Source organism: Flavobacterium pedocola, assembly GCF_053764385.1.
In genome coordinates, this window is record NZ_JBSNCR010000002.1 from 605,549 (window position 1) to 621,887 (window position 16,339).

Consider the following 16,339-nt stretch of genomic DNA (forward strand, 5'->3'; position numbering starts at 1 on the left):
TAAAAGACAACAACTCAAATAACCAAATCTTCACACGAGCGTTAGCGAACTAACGAAGTAAACAACCGAATTCCCAATTACCTCACAATCATTACTTTTTTTACGGCGGTTTGCGTCGAATCCTCCGAGGCGATGAAAATCATGTATACACCGGAAGCTACTTTGTGTTTCCCAAAAGTTCTGGTATCCCATTCAATGGTTCCGCCTTCCGAAGTGGTTTCGTAGACCAGATTCCCTTCGATGTCTGTGATTTTAACATTCGCATCATCAATCAGGCCACTTATTTTAACCGTGCCTTCATAGCCCGGACGTACCGGATTCGGATAGACAAAAACATGGCTTAAATCGTCGGCCGGCTTGGTGGAAACACCTTTGAACGAAACCATACCTCTATCGGTAGCAAAAAACACTTCTCCGGTTGCGCCGTCAATTTCGATATCGTTGATGTTATTGCTTGGCAACGGTGAGTTTTCCATGGTAAAATGGTAGACCGTTTCCTGTCCGTTACCGGAAACAAGGAATACTCCGGCTTCGGCTATGGCAACCCATTTACGGTTAGCCCCATCGACTGCTATATCCCAGATACTTTGCTGGTAAAAAAGCTCCTGTGCCAAACCATCCTCTTCAATAATAATTGAATTCGCCTCCAAAGCATCTTCCGTAACAAACCTGTCAACACTTGGCAGCACTCTCAATCCGTCGAAAGTCCCGATCCAAAGCTGGTTATTGTTATCAATGGCCAGACATCTCACATCATTAATAGGAAGATTACCGTTTCCATCCCCTTCTTTAAGCAGAATAAATTTATTCCCAAGGGTTTCATTGAAGGCTATGATTCCGTTGTAGGTTGACGGTATCCATTTGGTATTGTTCCGATCCACTACCATGGAAGCATAACTGTCATCGACCGGAGAAGTCGTAACATTTTCCAGGGTATAGGATTGCCAGTTACCGTCCGATTTCATGACTTTAATCGCTTTCTTGACACGGCTAACGGTCATCCAAAGGTTGTTGTTCTTGTCAAAGGCAGGCCCGTTAACGCGAACATCCACACAGGTTGGACAGGCAGGGTCTACCAACGACTCCAAGCCGTTCGGCCCGGTATTGGACTGGTTGAACAATTGAACCGTATCCGGTTGTTCTATTTTAAGCAGTCCCGAATAAAAGGAACTCACAAAAACCTGATTGTTATTATTGGGATTGACCGTAATTCTTGAAAGGGATTTCGCCCCGAATAAATCTTCATAAGGAATCGCCGTCCATCCTTGTTCTTCCGAATACTTACTGATTTCAAATGCATCCAACGGATAAGGGTTGTATTCCTTGGAATAATCCCCATACACCGCCCAAAGGAAATCCGAAGCTTTTTTAACACTGAAAATGTTGTTCCTAAACGGCCCGTTAGGCGTATTGTTTTCAAAAAGCGTAGTATTCCCGATGGTAGTACCAAACATTCCTTTATCAAAAGTCCCGATAAAAATTTTATCGTTTATTGCTGTGGCACAGGTAAAGGTAACGTTCATATCCGGTATTTGGGTAATATGTGCCAGTTGCAGGAAATTTTCATTAAACACATAAACATGGTTGTTTGAAGTTGCTATCAACCTATTGTTATAGGCTTCGAAATCAACATTTACCTGCCCGACATTTAACAGTTCCTGAAAAGAGGTTCCGTTATGCCTGTAAATCTTGAAATCTACATTTGAGGCCACCAGCGTACCGGAAAACGTTTCGATGCCGTTCCAATAGCCGCCGTCAAAAACCGTCCATTGTGAAAAATCCACCAGATTAGGATTGGTCACTTCAGCTCTGCGGATGCCATGGTAACGGGTCACTGCATAAATATAATTATTAAAAACCGTCGTTTGCAATACTTCCACCTCTTCTCCTGCCGGTCCGATAAAAAAAGTATCTCCAAATTGGTTGATGCTTAAATCGAAAACACAAAGCCCAAAATCACAGGACAAATAAACCTTTCCGTTGTGTTCGTAGATGTCATTGATTTTTTTCTTGTTAGGCGGAATCGAAGGTTTGTTGACGATATCTATTACATTCAGCACCGAACCGTCGTTCTCATCAACCACCAAAAGCAGACCGTTGTTGTTCCCCACTAAGGTTTTATTAAAGGCTTCGCTGTGGTGCATCGCCGTAATGACTTCGGCTTTAAAACCGTCTATGGAAGTTGTAGTCTTGATTTCGTTCGTACTCAGATGTTTTGAGAACAAAGCGTTGTCTGCCGCAGCAAAAACACGTTCAGCAGAGGGTGAAAGATCTTTTATACTATTATAGGAAAGATAACTTTTCCAAAGCTGTTCCTGCTGTGCGCCACAGTGAATACCAAATAAGGCTATCAGAAAAAAAGCTAGGTTCTTCTTCATTAGAGTTGCTGATTTTTTACAAATATAAAGTAAAACGCAAATATTTTGCTTTTTGTATTTAACACATTGCTTTTCCCTGAATCCTATAAGGGAAAACTGAATTTAATTTTTTTATAACACGTATTTTTTTCTTTTTTTTTTTTAAGTGTAGTATGTTTTTATATATTTGTCGGGAATTGACCTAAAAAGAGTAAAAATGCCCAAAAAAATCCTAATACTCCTGTTAGCCCTTGTAGCACAGAGCGGTTTAATGAGAGCTCAGTTTGGTTTCTCACACGAAGTCGGTGCTATCGCCGGCCCTGTTATGTTTATGTCGGATTACGGTGAGCGATATGATTTCAAAACCAATAGCGGAAACACAGGTTATGGGATAGGATTAATCCACTATCTTAACTTTTCCTACAGAGCCGAGTGTAACTGTTATACGCCTGAAACGTATTTCAACGACCATTTTAAATTAAGAACCGAGCTTTCTTATACCAAAACAAATTTACAGCATTTTGGAGAATGGGTAGATGCTAAAAGAACAGGTCCAACAGCCAATCAGTTACGAGCGATGCGTGGTGTTGCTTCTGTAACCGATATCGGTATGCAGTTGGAATACTATCCGTTAAGCATCAGAGATTTCACCTCAACTATTGGTTCTTTCGGACCATTCGTTAGCTTAGGTGCGCACTATTCTTACTATACACCGGAATCCTATTCGAAATTAGGCCGATTGGATCAGCCTGGGGTTTTACCTGTAAAATATATCGGAGGTGTTTCTAACGACAGCGGTAGTACATGGTCTGTAGTATCGAGTGTTGGTACCCGTTATAAATTAACCGAATTATCCGATTTAATGATTGACTTGCGTTGGCAGTATTACTTCTCTAACTGGGTTGACGGTTTGAACCCGGATCCTAAAGTTTGGGAAGAAAACAAATCCAATGACTGGTTGGTTTGGTTAAACTTCGGTTATATCTACTACTTAGATTAGTCTTTTATTTTAGCTATAAAAAAACCCGTCTCGTTTGTAAACGAGACGGGTTTTCTTTTTATGACTATTACGCTAAGGCTTGTTTTAAATCTTCTAGAATATCCTCTGCATCTTCAACCCCAACACTCAAACGCACCAAATCGTCCGTAATTCCTATTTCTTTACGTTTGTCTTCCGGAATCGAAGCATGCGTCATTAAAGCCGGGTGGTTCGCTAAAGATTCCACACCACCAAGAGACTCCGCTAAGGTGAACACCTGCACTTTTTCCAAAAAGCTGATAGCATCCTGCTTTGCTCCTGATTTAAAGGTAAAAGTCACCATTCCACCAAAACCGCCAGTCATTTGCTTTTTCGCAATTTCATAAAAAGGATGATTTTCAAGTCCCGGATAGTATACTTTATCCACTTTCGGATGGTTTTTTAAGAACTCGGCCACTTTTGCACCATTTTCACAATGTCTTTGCACACGCAGGTGAAGTGTTTTGATTCCGCGCAACACCAAAAAACTGTCCATTGGCCCTAAAGTGCCACCTGTTGCAAATTGTTTAAAGTGTAATTCATCGCCTAAAGCCTGGTCTTTAATAACCAATGCTCCTGCAATCACATCACTGTGTCCGCCCAAATATTTGGTTGCAGAGTGCATTACGATATCCGCCCCTAAATCCAATGGTTTTTGCAAATAGGGCGTTGCAAAAGTATTGTCAACCGCAAATAAAATATTGTGTTTTTTGGTGATTTTGGCAATTTCGGCAATATCGGCCAGTTTCATTAACGGGTTAGTCGGGGTTTCCACCCAAACCAATTTAGTATTCTCGTTGATCAGCTTCTGAAAACCGTCCAAATCGTTCATGTCCACAAAATGAAACTTGATGCCGCTGTCTTTGTACAAACGGGTAAACAAACGGTACGTTCCGCCGTACAAATCGTCCATGGCAATGATTTCATCTCCGGCTTTAAAAAGACGCAACAAACAGTCGGTTGCCGCCAAACCGGAAGCAAAAGCCAGTCCGCGTGCTCCGTTTTCTATAGAAGCCAAAGCATCCTCAAGAGCCTGACGAGTCGGATTTGCCGCTCGGCTGTATTCGTATTCTCCCACAGGCTGTCCCGGTGAAACTTGAGCAAAAGTGGACGTCTGAAAAACTGGAGGCATAACCGCTCCCGTTATTTTCTCATGATGTTGGCCACCATGTATTACTTTAGTATTGAATTTCATACTTATTATTTTAGCGTGTAAAAGTAAGGCATATTTCAGGATTATAAAAACTTGCTGATCCGCATCATAATCCCGGTGTGTACGCCTTCATGGTAATTATTGAACTCCATGGCCTCCTGAGCATTTCGGATGTGGAATCCGGACATCGTGGTAAAGGCATTGTACTGTTTAAAAACATCGGAAGCAAAATCCTTCTGGGTTTGCTCCAAAGTCGAAAAAAGCAATCCTTTGATTTGTGTCACTTCTTCTTGGGAAACAGTACCTTCCGGTTTAGTACCTTTTTTGAATTTCTCCACCATTTCCGGGGAAACCATCATCGGCAAACCTGATAAATTGTACACCAACATCTGTTGTACCACTACCATATGGCCAATGTTCCAGATCAGGTTATTGCTGTAGCCTTCCGGAATCGTATTTAATTGTTCTAATGAATAATTGTCAAGAAATTTAAGCAGGATGTTTCTGCTGGATAAGGTAATGTCAAAAGTAGTCTGCATAGTTTGGTTAAATATTTAGAGTAAAACAAAATCATCGGTTTTCGGAAAAGCGTGCATCACATCCTTTGCAATTTCGGGTGTTGGACTGGCTAGTTTTCGCAAACGGACATCCATCCAGGCGCCATCCACACTCAATACGGCACAAAGCTCCTCCTTTTGGTTTCTCAGTTCATGCACAATGGTCCAGCGCGAAGCATCGTCCTTCATTTTCCCGATTTTAGTACTAATGGTTATCGTATCACCCAAATGAATCTCTCTCCGGAATATACATTCTTCGCGAAACAGGACGGGCCCGAAATGCTGTTGCTGCATTACTTTCAACGTCAGGCCCTGCTGTTCTAAAACTTCGATACGGTGTTGGGCACCAAAATCGTAATAAGCACTGTGGCGCATGTGAAAATTCGGGTCAAGATCCGACCATCGGATCGAAATAGTCTTGGTAAAAACGCTCATCTTAATAATGTTTACCCAAAAATAACGAGAATATTCCGGGTGACTATTTCCGCCCGGAAGAAATTAAAACTATTTTAACTAAAAGCGTATGTTTGCATTTCAAATTGAAACTTAAAATACCATGAATAAAATATATTATCTAGCTTCCTGCGATACGTGTCGAAAAATAATCAAATCGTTACCCAACTCCAATCGTTTGGTTTTTCAGGACATTCGTCAGGATCCGATTACACCCGAACAATTGGAGGAAATGTACCAGCTTTCAGGAAGTTACGAAGCCCTTTTCAGCAAAAAAGCGCAACTATACAAATCAATGGATCTGAAAAACAAGAACCTGACAGAACCCGATTTTAAAAAATACATTTTGGAACATTATACCTTTCTGAGCCGACCGGTCTTTATTATCGACGGTAAAATCTACATCGGAAACAACCAAAAAAACATTAATGAAGTAATATCCGTTTTAAGCTGATGAAAGCCCGCACCTATGCCCTGATGGCCGCCTGGACCGTAGCCCTGATCTATGGTGTAACCTTTACGATCGCCAAAGACGTAATGCCGAAACACATCGACGCCTTCGGGTTTATTTTCCTTCGTGTGGGCGGCTCGATGCTGCTTTTTTGGCTGTCGTCCCTTTTTGTGAAAACTGAAAAAATAGAAAGGAAAGACTTTCCGAGAATATTGGCCGCAGCTTTTTTTGGAGTAGCCTTTAACATGCTTACGTTTTTCAAAGGTTTGAGTTATACCTCACCGATTATGGGAGCTGTTTTAATGGTTACCACACCGATGATTGTTTTGGTTTTATCCGCCATCATCATGAAAGAACGGATGAAAAAAAGAAAAGTACTGGGCATCCTCTTGGGGCTGGCCGGAACGGTGACTTTAATTTTATACGGAAAATCAACAATCAACGCACCGAACGCGAGTTTAGGTAACTTATTGGTGTTCGTAAACGCGCTTTCCTATGGTTTCTACCTGATTTTAGTCAAAAAACTGATGGACAAATACAACGCCTTTTCCTTTGTAAAATGGATTTACCTTTTCGGTTTCCTGATGGTGATCCCATTCGGCTGGGGTGAATTCCAGGCCGTGGATTGGCACAGCGTCCCAACTTCTGCCCTACTGAAAATCGGGTTTGTGGTGGTATTTTCGACCTTCCTTACCTATTTGCTAAACCTGTTGTCCATGCGCGAACTGAAACCAACCACAGTAGCGGTGTTCATTTACTTACAACCGCTTTTCGCTTCCATTTTTGCCATAGGATTAGGAAAAGACGAACCGAGTTGGGTGAAATTAGGCTCTACTTTGCTTATCTTTATTGGTGTGTATCTTGTTACCCAGAAGAAAACAGAAAAAGAACCGGTTTAACCTAAAAATCTTCAGCGCTTAAAATGAAAAAAACATCCTTTTTACAAGTACTGATTTTGTTTTTCGCAACCACGCTGACGGCTCAGCATGACGAGCACCAACGTTATGTTCCCGATCCCAACCCTGAAATCCAGCAACGCCTGGAAGAATGGAAAGACCTGAAATTCGGTTTGCTGATGCATTGGGGGCCTTATAGCCAATGGGGCATCGTCGAGAGCTGGAGCATTTGTCCGGAAGATTTGAGCTGGGCCGCCGAAGGCCGAAAAAAAGGGCAATCGGACGATGATTATTTCACCTATCTAAAAAAATACGAAAACCTTAAAACCACTTTCAACCCTACGAAATTTTCACCGGAAAAATGGGCCGTAGCCGCCAAGAAAGCGGGAATGAAATATGTGGTTTTCACGACCAAGCACCACGATGGATTCTCCATGTTCGACACCCGGTTTTCAGACTATAAAATCACGGACAAAGAAGTACCTTTTTCTAAAAATCCGCGAAGCAATGTGACCAAAGAAATTTTCAGCACGTTCAGAAACGAAGGCTTCTGGATTGGCGCCTATTTCTCCAAACCCGACTGGCACAGCGACTTTTACTGGTGGAAGAAATTCCCGCCTTCAGACCGAAACCCGAATTATTCGATTCAAAAGCATCCCGATCAATGGGAAAAATTCAAAGCATTCACACACAATCAAATCGGTGAACTTACCGGCGGCGACTATGGTAAAATCGACATATTATGGTTAGACGGCGGCTGGGTTCGAAAAACCACCGAGGAGGAAATCAAGCAAAAACTCCTTGAAGTGTACGAAGACTCCCGATGGGCGCGCAATCCGCAAAATCAGGACATCGATATGGCCACACTGGTAAAAAACGCCAGAGAAAAGCAGCCCAAACTTATCGTCGTGGACCGGGCGGTGGTAGGACCTCATCAAAATTATTTAACCCCGGAACAAAAAATACCCGAAAAAGGCCTTCCCTATCCCTGGGAAACCTGCATGACTATGGGTGACAGCTGGAGTTACACTCCAAACGACCGTTACAAATCCTCTGAAGAACTGATCGAAAAATTAGTCGATGTGGTAAGCAAAGGCGGTAATTTTCTGTTGAACATCGGCCCTACTCCTGAAGGCGAATTTGCTCCGGAAGCCTATGACCGACTGACTGAAATAGGGAAATGGATGGCAACCAACAGCCCGGCGATTTACAACACAAAAATGTATACCTCTTTTGAAGAAGGAAAGAGCATCCGTTATACCCAAAGCAAAAACGGAAAAACCCGTTACATCTTTTTATTCGATTATCCGCAAGACGGAAAAACGGTGTTGACAAAAATCGTTACTTCCAAAAAGACTGTGATTTCTTTGTTGGGTAGCAGTCAAAAATTAAAATGGAAAACCACTTCGGATAAAAAACTGGAAATCAAGCTTCCCATGAGTTTAAAAAACACCGGCAATTATGTTTGGGTACTCAAAGTGGAAGACTAAGTTTTCCGTCTGGAAAAACTCTCCTTTGAAGGCAAATCACCCGGAATAAATTCTTTTCTTTATCTTTGATGACTATTTTCAAAAAAGCGTATGATACAATCGATGACCGGTTTCGGAAAAGCGACACTGCAGTTGGCTACCAAAAAAGTTACAGTAGAAGTTAAATCGTTAAACAGCAAAGGACTGGATCTGAACGTCCGTATGCCTTCCGTGTACCGCGAGATGGAGTTGGGACTGCGCAATCAGATTTCCCAAAGTCTGGAAAGAGGTAAAGTCGATTTTTCATTATACGTGGAAATCACCGGCGAAGAAACCACTTCAAAAGTAAATGCTCCCATCGTAAAAGGTTACATTGCCCAAATGCGCGCCATCCTGCCGGAAGCTGATGCCACCGAACTGATGAAAATGGCCGTACGTATGCCCGATGCCTTGAAAACAGAGCGTGACGAAATCGACGAAAACGAATGGAAACAGATTCAGACCACGATCAATGAGGCTTTGACGAACATCAACCAGTTCCGTAAAGACGAAGGGCTTTCGCTGGAGAACGAATTTCAACTGCGTATTGCCAACATCCGTTCGTTTATGCAACAGGCGCTGGCACTGGATCCGGAACGCATCGAAAACATCAAAAACAAACTGCAGACCGCAATCGAGGAACTGAAAGTGAATGTGGACGAAAACCGCTTCGAACAGGAACTGATCTATTATCTTGAAAAACTGGATATCACCGAAGAAAAAGTGCGCTTAACCAACCATTTGGATTATTTTCTGGAAACCTTAGCCGGAAAAGAAGCCAACGGACGAAAATTAGGTTTCATCACTCAGGAAATGGGCCGTGAAATCAACACCATGGGTTCCAAATCCAACCATGCCGGAATGCAGAAACTGGTGGTGCAGATGAAAGACGAACTGGAAAAAATCAAAGAACAGGTTTTAAACGTTTTATAAAGCTATACGCTAAAGGCAATTACAACAACAGCGCTTAAAGCATATTGCTTACAGCCTAAAGCAACACATAATGAATAAAGGAAAATTAATCGTATTCTCGGCGCCGTCCGGCTCGGGAAAAACCACCATAGTAAGACATTTGTTAGGCATTGAGGAATTAAATCTCGAATTCTCCATTTCGGCGGCCACACGGGCTCCCCGCGGTGAAGAAGTAAACGGGAAAGATTACTACTTCATGTCGATTGAAGACTTCAAAAAACACATCAAAGCGGAAGATTTCGTGGAATGGGAAGAAGTATACCGCGACAATTTCTACGGTACTTTAAAAACAGAAGTGGAACGCATCTGGGCGTTGGGCAAAAATGTCATTTTCGATATTGACGTAGCCGGAGGTTTGCGCATCAAATCCAAATTCCCGGAAGAAACCTTAGCGGTTTTCGTGAAACCGCCCAGTGTGGACGAATTAAAACGCCGTCTGAAAGAACGCTCAACCGAAAGCGAAGACAAAATCAACATGCGCATTGCCAAAGCCCACGTGGAATTGGCTACGGCGCCTCAGTTTGACACCATCATCAAAAATTACGATTTGGACATAGCTAAAGAAGAAGCGTATCAGTTGGTGAAAGGTTTTGTGAATAAATGAGTAATTAGTAACCAGTGATTACTAAAAAATGAAAATCGGACTTTATTTCGGCACCTTCAACCCCATTCACATCGGGCACCTGATCATTGCCAACCATATGGCGGAGCACTCCGATCTGGATCAGATCTGGATGGTGGTTACCCCGCACAATCCGCACAAGCAGAAACAATCACTGCTGGACGATTATCACCGTTTGCACATGGTACATCTGGCCACCGAAGACTATCCGAAAATCAAACCGTCCGATATCGAATTCAAACTGCCGCAACCCAATTATACGGTAAACACCTTGGCCCATTTACAGGAAAAGCATCCTGCCTATGAATTTTGTCTGATCATGGGAGAAGACAACCTGAATTCGCTGCACAAGTGGAAAAATTACGAAGTGATTCTGCAAAACCATGATATTTATGTTTATCCGAGAGCCGCTTCCGGAGAAATTGACCAACAGTTTGTCAGCCATCCGAAAATCCATCGCATAGGCGCCCCGATTTTGGAATTGTCCTCAACGTTCATCCGCGAAAGCATCAAAAAAGGTAAAGACATCCGACCAATGCTTCCGGCCAAGGTTTGGGAATATATCGATCATAATTTATTTTATAAAAAATAACCGAATCTTTTTAGACTCGGTTATTTTTTTTATTCTTTCAGTCGGTTTCGTATGGCTTCCAACGTATGGTCGACAAGCAATTTACCGTCACGGAATACTTCTTTCAGTTCTCCCTGATTTTCTTCTGCCCAGGAAACCTGATCCGATAGTTGGTAATTACCGTCTACCAATTCGATTTTCATTAAGCCTTTTGCAGATTTCTTGGTGCCGTCGTCTGTAACCGGATCTTTAAAAATTTCCCTTCCTTTACCGTTTACTTCTCCGTAGGTCGCTTTCATGGCAAACCCAAAGGTATCTCTTGTATTGTACTGATACGTGTACGACCCGATTCCAAGCACTACATTGGTGGAGGCAAATCCTTTTTCTTTTAAACGTTCACAAATCCGGGTTGCTCGTTCCACGGTGATACTGTCTCCGTAAATTGCACCAATATGAGGAACCAGTTCTTTATAGCCTTTCGCGTTAACGGTTCCGCCAAAAACCTCCCACAACAGCTCGATCACACCTTTTCGTTCCTGTTCGGTTTTACCGTTTGGATTTCCGCAGATAATGTCTACCGGGTTACCGCTGTCAGGTCGGATAACTACTTTTCCTTCGCGGTTTGCGATTTCTGTTTTTAGACGTGGCAGATAATCCGTTAAAACCTTCCACAAATCCCAGGTGTCCGATACTATGGAAACAATCCCTTTTGGATAAACTTCCGTTATAAGACGTTTAAAGGTATCGTATTCCCCGTCTGTGGTTCCCATACACATAACAGAATGTTCCGTTGCCGCCACAGAGCCTCCAATGAGTTCTTTTTCAACATCGGCTCCGTAATACGATTCAAGATATTCGATTGCCGGAATGGTGTCGGTACCGGTGAAATTAAGCAAATGTCCCATACCGGATATAACTGCTGCCTCAATGCCTGCCATCCCTCTCATGGAAAAATCATGGCCCTGCCAGTCTACAAATTCCGGCATCGTTGAAGTTTGTTGCGCGTATTCGTCCAATACCAACCTGTATTGTTTGGCTATCGTTGCGGAAGTACAAGGCATCCAGACCACAGCCGAAAGCAGTGTTTCAAAATAATTGGTCAGCCAGAAAAATTCCGGTTTGGTATTGTACATGGTAAACATCGGCACACGTAAAGGCACCATGGAACCTTCGGGAAGTGCTTTGAACACCATCGGGATATAGCCTAAATCGTGTAAGGCTTCGATATGCGCGGTTCCCACCTTGTTTTCCCCTAAATAGTAATTAATGCGACGGGCGTATCTGTTGACTACTTCTTCTTTTGTTTTGCTGAAAAAATGGGTCTGAAAATCTTCAAGTATGTACTTTTTGATAAAATACTGAAGCCCAAAAAACACAATCTTATCAATGCTTTCTATTCTGGATTTTCGAGGGGTCCAGTTGGAATACACTAGTGTGGTATTGTCCGGATATTGTCTTCTATGGTCTACTTTATAGCCATCTGTTAATAATAGCGGGTTCATATATTTTAAGTATTACTGTTTAACGTATCTCTTACTTCCATCAAGGCAAAACCAAGCAGGTTAAGTCCCGGCCATTTTTCTGGATGGGTACTGTTTTCATCCTCGCCCGTCATTCCTATTCCCCAAATTGGATCCACAGGACTGGCTTCAACAATTACTCTATCGTTTGTAGTCAGTAAAAATTCCTTAAGTGCCGAATTTTGGCTGAACTTATGATAATTCCCTTCTCTCACGATTTCATAGCGTTTCTCCAGCCAAAGTGTTTCGTTATAATTTTTCACTTCCCGGCCTAATTTCTTAGCTTCCGCAGGCGAATTACAACTTAAAATCTTATCCAGAATTTCTGCATCATCAAACAAACTTGTTTTTTTAGCCATCATCCAATGTTCTGCCGTTTTATATTCGAGGCCTTCAACGACAAAAGGGCTTTGCCACCATTGGCTGAAACAGGTTTTGGTAATAGTTCCGTCTTTCGAGGGCTGATGTCCCCAAAAGAAAAGGAATTTACTGTTTGGGGCAATTCTGTCAACTGTATATTTCATAAGTGATGTATTATGCTGTGAATATCACTACTTTCTCTTCGAAAGCAGTATAGACTTTCTTTTGTTCTGAAGTATCGTAAACCGCAAATACGATTTTTTTAAATGCTTTGGAATACTTCTTACTGATGATTTCCATAAACCATTCGGCCACATCTGATGGATTGTTTCTGAAGACACCGCATCCCCAGGCTCCCAAAATAAGGGTTTCCACCTTTTCAAGATTAGCTATGTGAAGTACATGATCAATCCGTTTTTTAAAAACCTCCTCGATTTGTGACATTTCATCCTGTCTGTTATGCTGCAACATGGCTCCTTTATTGGGCGCTGGATAAGTGATTACGTCAGCAATAACCGCTTCTACAAAAGGATTTCCGCAGTCATCAAACCAAAAAACGGTTTTAGGACTGTAAATTAAAGTATCCGTATACAGGAACGATCTTTGGTTTCTGTTCGTATCATAAAGCGTTTTATCCTTTAGCTGTGAGGCGTACAAACTTGATGATCGCGCAAGGCTTTCCTCCTGGGCTACTGCTCCGCCCAGAAAACCTCCTCCCGGATTTTTAGCCGAAGCAAAATTCAGGACTGCTGTTTTGGAACCGGATTCTTTTACCAAAGCTTCAATGCTGGTAGCATTTGTTACAGTTATTTCAGTAATATTTTCATAATTGCTTATCGGTTTCTCTAAGATTTCATCCCAACTTTCAGGCAAAACAGTGAAAGTTTCCTTTATATTTTGTTCTATTTCACGGCTTATTTCTTTTTTTACATCCTGCTGAAGATAATACCCCTTGTCTATAATTTCAAGGGTTTTCTCAGCAATTTCTATTCTATCTTTTTTATTCATTTTTCATTTTCAATTTATGGACAATAACCCTGTCCTCATTACTATCCTTAAAAGAATTTGTGGTAAATATTTTATCAAAACACTTCAAACTATCAAAGCCTTTGTGAAAAATACCATGACTTACCGCCAGGTAGAGTTTACCGGCATTTTTTCGTTTCAATTCCTCGGCCAGACCAATAAAAGTACCACCGCCGTCGCAAATATCATCTACGATTAGACAGTCTTTGCCTTGCAAGTCTTCGGAATAGACTTTAAACCCGGACAGTTTTCCTGTTTTTACATCTCTTGACTTACTGCATTCGATTACTTCTACGCCTCCCAAAAATTCGGAAACCTTGTAAATTTTCTTCAAAGCACCGCCATCCGGGGAAACCAACAGGATTTCATTCCCGATTTGCTCCACCACTTCTTTGATAAACCCATGATTGTTTATCACAACACAGTTGTCAAGAACCGCCGGAGTTACTTCCGAATGCGGATCAAACACACACACTTTATGCAATTGCAGTGCATTGATAATATCGGCATACACTTTAACCGACAATGGTTCACCGGCCACCATAACACGGTCCTGTCGCGCTGCCGGAAAATACGGGATATAAGCATTAATTGTTTTAATACCCATTCTTCTTAGCGCATCTACTGCCAGACAAAACAGTCCAAAATCGTTAAACGAATTAACCCTGTGCGTTATGGTTACTTCTGTTGCAGACGGAATTGCGCTAAGGATTTTTATATGGGGTTCACCTCCGGAAAAAGTAAAACTTTGAAAATCGATTTCCTGTCCGTCCAAAGGTTTGAAAAAAGGATCTAAATTGAGTATCATAATTATTTTGTGTAATATATACGCAAATATAAAACAGTATTTTACAACTTCAAAATTATTTTGCGTTTTTTTTACGCAAACTTAATGTCGAAATAATACCCTTGTTTGGAAAGTTCTTTATATTTAGCGGCATTAAACCTGAAAAACTTAGCCGGGCGTCCTGATTTTGAAGCACTTACCACTTCCGTTTCTTCCAAAACCCCGAAACTTAAAATTTTCTTTCTGAAATTTCTCCGGTCAATCGGTTTGTCTAAAATGGTACTATAAAGGCTTTCCAGCTCGGAAAACAAAAAAAGTTCCTGCAAAAGATCAAACCCTATAGGCTGATAGGTAAGCTTTGCTTTCAAACGGTTAAGTGCCATTTTCAGAATCTCATTGTGATCAAAAGCCAGATTGGGCACTTCATCTATTTTCACCCAGGCAACAGCATCGGCATCCGTCGCGGCTTTGACTTCTATTTTGGAAGGATCAACCAACCCGAAATAAGAAACGGAAATTACCCTGTTCCGCGGATCCCTACTCAAATCATCTCCAAAAGTAAAAAGCTGCTCCAGGTAATTTATGGACACATTAGTCTCTTCTTTAAGCTCTCTTTTAACGGCTTCGGTCAGTGTTTCATCTTCACGCACCAATCCACCCGGCAAAGCCCAATAGGTGTTATGGGTTCCGAATTTCTGCTGAATCAACAAAACATATAACGAAGCATCACGGTACCCAAAAACAACGGCATCCACCGCAACCCTGATATTCTGAAGCATCTCCATATAGTGTAATTTTTACGCTAAAATAAAAAATATCTCTTAACATTCCTTTAAAACAATTCCGCCGGAACAATAAGTATCTTTAAACTTTCCTATATTGAACTTAAAAACGTACTTATGTTAAACTTCGAATTATACAATCCTACGAACTATGTTTTCGGCAAAAGCCAGATAGCCAAACTCACCGACCTTGTTCCGAAAAACACTAAAATTTTACTGGCATACGGCGGCGGCAGCATTTTTAAGAACGGCGTTTACGATCAGGTAAAAGCAGCACTTCATGATGTTGAAATTATCGAATTCGGCGGCATTGAACCTAATCCTCGTTATGAAACCCTGATGAAAGCCGTTGCCATCATTCGCGAACAACACATCGGTTTTATACTGGCTGTGGGTGGCGGCAGTGTGATTGACGGCGTGAAATTCCTCTCGACGGCTGTTCGTTTTGAGGGCAATCCGATGGACATTCTCCAAAAACGTCTGTTGATTAAGGATTTAAATCAGGTTATTCCGTTCGGGACCGTTTTAACTTTGCCAGCTACGGGTTCTGAAATGAATTCAGGCGCGGTGATTACCATAGACGAAACACACGAAAAATTATCGTTTGGCGGCAGTGCTCTGTTTCCGAAATTTTCGGTTTGCGACCCGACGGTGATCGAATCCTTGCCGAAACGACAAATCCAGAACGGTATCGTAGACGCATTCACCCATGTGATGGAACAATACCTCACGTATCCGACCGATGCTTTGCTTCAAGACAGAATCGCGGAAAGTATTTTACAGACCTTAGTGGAAATTGGCCCGGAGGTAGCCGAAAACCCAACCGATTATAAACTCGCCTCCAACTTTATGTGGTGCGCGACCATGGCCTTAAACGGACTGATTCAGAAAGGTGTTCCGACCGATTGGGCCACCCATATGATCGGCCACGAACTGACGGCACTTTACGAAATCGATCACGCACGTACCTTAGCCATCATCGGTCCTAATTTGTACCGCGTAATGTTTGAGACCAAAAAAGAAAAACTGGCGCAATACGGCGAGCGTGTTTTTGGGGTTCAGGGGAATTCTGTTGAGGAAAAAGCTGAGAATGCGATTGCAGAAACCGTTACCTTCTTCCACAAAATGGGCATGCTGACCCGACTTTCGGAAAACACGGAAAAATACGAGGGCACGGCAGAGTTCATTGTTAAACGATTTGAAGAAAGAGGCTGGCTGGCCATGGGAGAAAAACAAAACATCACACCGGAAAAAGTCCGTGCAATAGTGGAAATGAGTTATTAGCACAAACGCTCCTTTTGGGAGC

17 protein-coding genes are annotated in these 16,339 nt (G+C 42.1%); 8 read left to right on the forward strand and 9 right to left on the reverse strand.

Annotated elements, in window-relative coordinates; translation table 11 throughout:
- Positions 1 to 77: 77 nt before the first annotated feature.
- Positions 78 to 2,378: a type IX secretion system anionic LPS delivery protein PorZ gene (porZ, locus tag ACWPKD_RS06765; RefSeq protein WP_455411904.1), complete on the reverse strand. Its 2,301-nt coding sequence runs from the start codon at positions 2,376 to 2,378 to the stop codon at positions 78 to 80.
- A gap of 196 nt (positions 2,379 to 2,574) precedes the next feature.
- Between porZ and ACWPKD_RS06770 the strand changes: the two genes are divergently transcribed.
- Positions 2,575 to 3,357 carry a THC0290_0291 family protein gene (locus tag ACWPKD_RS06770; protein ID WP_455411905.1) on the forward strand — a complete coding sequence of 261 codons (783 nt, stop codon included), beginning with the start codon at positions 2,575 to 2,577 and terminating at the stop codon, positions 3,355 to 3,357.
- A gap of 67 nt (positions 3,358 to 3,424) precedes the next feature.
- On the opposite strand, the gene ACWPKD_RS06775 is transcribed toward ACWPKD_RS06770, so the two are convergent.
- From ACWPKD_RS06775 to ACWPKD_RS06785, 3 genes are read right to left on the reverse strand one after another with little or no spacing between them, the layout of a single operon-like run.
- Entirely contained in the window at positions 3,425 to 4,570 is a 1,146-nt protein-coding gene (locus ACWPKD_RS06775; protein ID WP_455411906.1) for a cystathionine gamma-synthase, read from the reverse strand.
- 41 nt (positions 4,571 to 4,611) lie between these two features.
- Positions 4,612 to 5,067, reverse strand: coding sequence for a DinB family protein (locus ACWPKD_RS06780; RefSeq protein WP_455411907.1), 456 nt, complete (start codon positions 5,065 to 5,067; stop codon positions 4,612 to 4,614).
- Positions 5,068 to 5,082: 15 nt separating this feature from the next.
- Complete coding sequence (locus ACWPKD_RS06785) at positions 5,083 to 5,520, reverse strand: acyl-CoA thioesterase (RefSeq protein WP_455411908.1); 438 nt, start codon at positions 5,518 to 5,520, stop codon at positions 5,083 to 5,085.
- A gap of 121 nt (positions 5,521 to 5,641) precedes the next feature.
- On the opposite strand from ACWPKD_RS06785, the gene ACWPKD_RS06790 reads away from it, so the two are divergent.
- The 6 genes from ACWPKD_RS06790 (at position 5,642) to nadD (ending at position 10,579) form a co-directional block, all read left to right on the forward strand.
- Positions 5,642 to 5,992 (forward strand): arsenate reductase family protein, encoded by a 351-nt coding sequence (locus ACWPKD_RS06790; RefSeq protein WP_455411909.1) that lies wholly within the window; start codon positions 5,642 to 5,644, stop codon positions 5,990 to 5,992.
- Complete coding sequence (locus tag ACWPKD_RS06795; protein WP_455411910.1) at positions 5,992 to 6,888, forward strand: DMT family transporter; 897 nt, start codon at positions 5,992 to 5,994, stop codon at positions 6,886 to 6,888. Before ACWPKD_RS06790 ends, ACWPKD_RS06795 begins: the two co-directional genes overlap by 1 nt.
- A gap of 23 nt (positions 6,889 to 6,911) precedes the next feature.
- Positions 6,912 to 8,375: an alpha-L-fucosidase gene (locus ACWPKD_RS06800; RefSeq protein ID WP_455411911.1), complete on the forward strand. Its 1,464-nt coding sequence runs from the start codon at positions 6,912 to 6,914 to the stop codon at positions 8,373 to 8,375.
- 90 nt (positions 8,376 to 8,465) lie between these two features.
- A complete protein-coding gene (locus tag ACWPKD_RS06805; protein WP_455411912.1) occupies positions 8,466 to 9,326 on the forward strand; it encodes a YicC/YloC family endoribonuclease in 861 nt (286 codons plus the stop codon).
- A gap of 70 nt (positions 9,327 to 9,396) precedes the next feature.
- Entirely contained in the window at positions 9,397 to 9,969 is a 573-nt protein-coding gene (gene gmk, locus ACWPKD_RS06810; RefSeq protein WP_455411913.1) for a guanylate kinase, read from the forward strand.
- Positions 9,970 to 9,997: 28 nt separating this feature from the next.
- Positions 9,998 to 10,579, forward strand: coding sequence for a nicotinate (nicotinamide) nucleotide adenylyltransferase (gene nadD, locus ACWPKD_RS06815; RefSeq protein ID WP_455411914.1), 582 nt, complete (start codon positions 9,998 to 10,000; stop codon positions 10,577 to 10,579).
- Between the two features lie 29 nt (positions 10,580 to 10,608).
- Here nadD and ACWPKD_RS06820 read toward each other — a convergent pair whose 3' ends face one another.
- From ACWPKD_RS06820 to ACWPKD_RS06840, 5 genes are all read right to left on the reverse strand, one after another.
- Positions 10,609 to 12,060: a nicotinate phosphoribosyltransferase gene (locus ACWPKD_RS06820; RefSeq protein WP_455411915.1), complete on the reverse strand. Its 1,452-nt coding sequence runs from the start codon at positions 12,058 to 12,060 to the stop codon at positions 10,609 to 10,611.
- A 5-nt stretch (positions 12,061 to 12,065) separates the two neighbouring features.
- Positions 12,066 to 12,602, reverse strand: coding sequence for an NADAR family protein (locus ACWPKD_RS06825; RefSeq protein WP_455411916.1), 537 nt, complete (start codon positions 12,600 to 12,602; stop codon positions 12,066 to 12,068).
- Positions 12,603 to 12,612: 10 nt separating this feature from the next.
- The gene (locus ACWPKD_RS06830) at positions 12,613 to 13,446 is read right to left on the reverse strand and encodes a TIGR02452 family protein (RefSeq protein WP_455411917.1); all 834 of its coding nucleotides are present in this window, start codon (positions 13,444 to 13,446) and stop codon (positions 12,613 to 12,615) included.
- On the reverse strand, positions 13,439 to 14,272 hold the full coding sequence (gene prs / locus ACWPKD_RS06835; RefSeq protein ID WP_455411918.1) for a ribose-phosphate diphosphokinase: 834 nt from the start codon (positions 14,270 to 14,272) through the stop codon (positions 13,439 to 13,441). Before prs ends, ACWPKD_RS06830 begins: the two co-directional genes overlap by 8 nt.
- Before the next feature lie 71 nt (positions 14,273 to 14,343).
- Complete coding sequence (locus ACWPKD_RS06840; RefSeq protein ID WP_455411919.1) at positions 14,344 to 15,036, reverse strand: NUDIX hydrolase; 693 nt, start codon at positions 15,034 to 15,036, stop codon at positions 14,344 to 14,346.
- Positions 15,037 to 15,150: 114 nt separating this feature from the next.
- Here ACWPKD_RS06840 and ACWPKD_RS06845 point away from each other — a divergent pair, with 114 nt between their 5' ends.
- A complete protein-coding gene (locus tag ACWPKD_RS06845; protein WP_455411920.1) occupies positions 15,151 to 16,317 on the forward strand; it encodes an iron-containing alcohol dehydrogenase in 1,167 nt (388 codons plus the stop codon).
- Positions 16,318 to 16,339: the final 22 nt, after the last annotated feature.

What these genes read in the sequence shown, in the direction of transcription:
- porZ (WP_455411904.1), bottom strand. Translation starts at nt 2,378, where the DNA reads ATGAAGAAGAACCTAGCTTTTTTTCTGATAGCCTTATTTGGTATTCAC.
- ACWPKD_RS06770 (WP_455411905.1), top strand. Translation starts at nt 2,575, where the DNA reads ATGCCCAAAAAAATCCTAATACTCCTGTTAGCCCTTGTAGCACAGAGC.
- ACWPKD_RS06775 (WP_455411906.1), bottom strand. Translation starts at nt 4,570, where the DNA reads ATGAAATTCAATACTAAAGTAATACATGGTGGCCAACATCATGAGAAA.
- ACWPKD_RS06780 (WP_455411907.1), bottom strand. Translation starts at nt 5,067, where the DNA reads ATGCAGACTACTTTTGACATTACCTTATCCAGCAGAAACATCCTGCTT.
- ACWPKD_RS06785 (WP_455411908.1), bottom strand. Translation starts at nt 5,520, where the DNA reads ATGAGCGTTTTTACCAAGACTATTTCGATCCGATGGTCGGATCTTGAC.
- ACWPKD_RS06790 (WP_455411909.1), top strand. Translation starts at nt 5,642, where the DNA reads ATGAATAAAATATATTATCTAGCTTCCTGCGATACGTGTCGAAAAATA.
- ACWPKD_RS06795 (WP_455411910.1), top strand. Translation starts at nt 5,992, where the DNA reads ATGAAAGCCCGCACCTATGCCCTGATGGCCGCCTGGACCGTAGCCCTG.
- ACWPKD_RS06800 (WP_455411911.1), top strand. Translation starts at nt 6,912, where the DNA reads ATGAAAAAAACATCCTTTTTACAAGTACTGATTTTGTTTTTCGCAACC.
- ACWPKD_RS06805 (WP_455411912.1), top strand. Translation starts at nt 8,466, where the DNA reads ATGATACAATCGATGACCGGTTTCGGAAAAGCGACACTGCAGTTGGCT.
- gmk (WP_455411913.1), top strand. Translation starts at nt 9,397, where the DNA reads ATGAATAAAGGAAAATTAATCGTATTCTCGGCGCCGTCCGGCTCGGGA.
- nadD (WP_455411914.1), top strand. Translation starts at nt 9,998, where the DNA reads ATGAAAATCGGACTTTATTTCGGCACCTTCAACCCCATTCACATCGGG.
- ACWPKD_RS06820 (WP_455411915.1), bottom strand. Translation starts at nt 12,060, where the DNA reads ATGAACCCGCTATTATTAACAGATGGCTATAAAGTAGACCATAGAAGA.
- ACWPKD_RS06825 (WP_455411916.1), bottom strand. Translation starts at nt 12,602, where the DNA reads ATGAAATATACAGTTGACAGAATTGCCCCAAACAGTAAATTCCTTTTC.
- ACWPKD_RS06830 (WP_455411917.1), bottom strand. Translation starts at nt 13,446, where the DNA reads ATGAATAAAAAAGATAGAATAGAAATTGCTGAGAAAACCCTTGAAATT.
- prs (WP_455411918.1), bottom strand. Translation starts at nt 14,272, where the DNA reads ATGATACTCAATTTAGATCCTTTTTTCAAACCTTTGGACGGACAGGAA.
- ACWPKD_RS06840 (WP_455411919.1), bottom strand. Translation starts at nt 15,036, where the DNA reads ATGGAGATGCTTCAGAATATCAGGGTTGCGGTGGATGCCGTTGTTTTT.
- ACWPKD_RS06845 (WP_455411920.1), top strand. Translation starts at nt 15,151, where the DNA reads ATGTTAAACTTCGAATTATACAATCCTACGAACTATGTTTTCGGCAAA.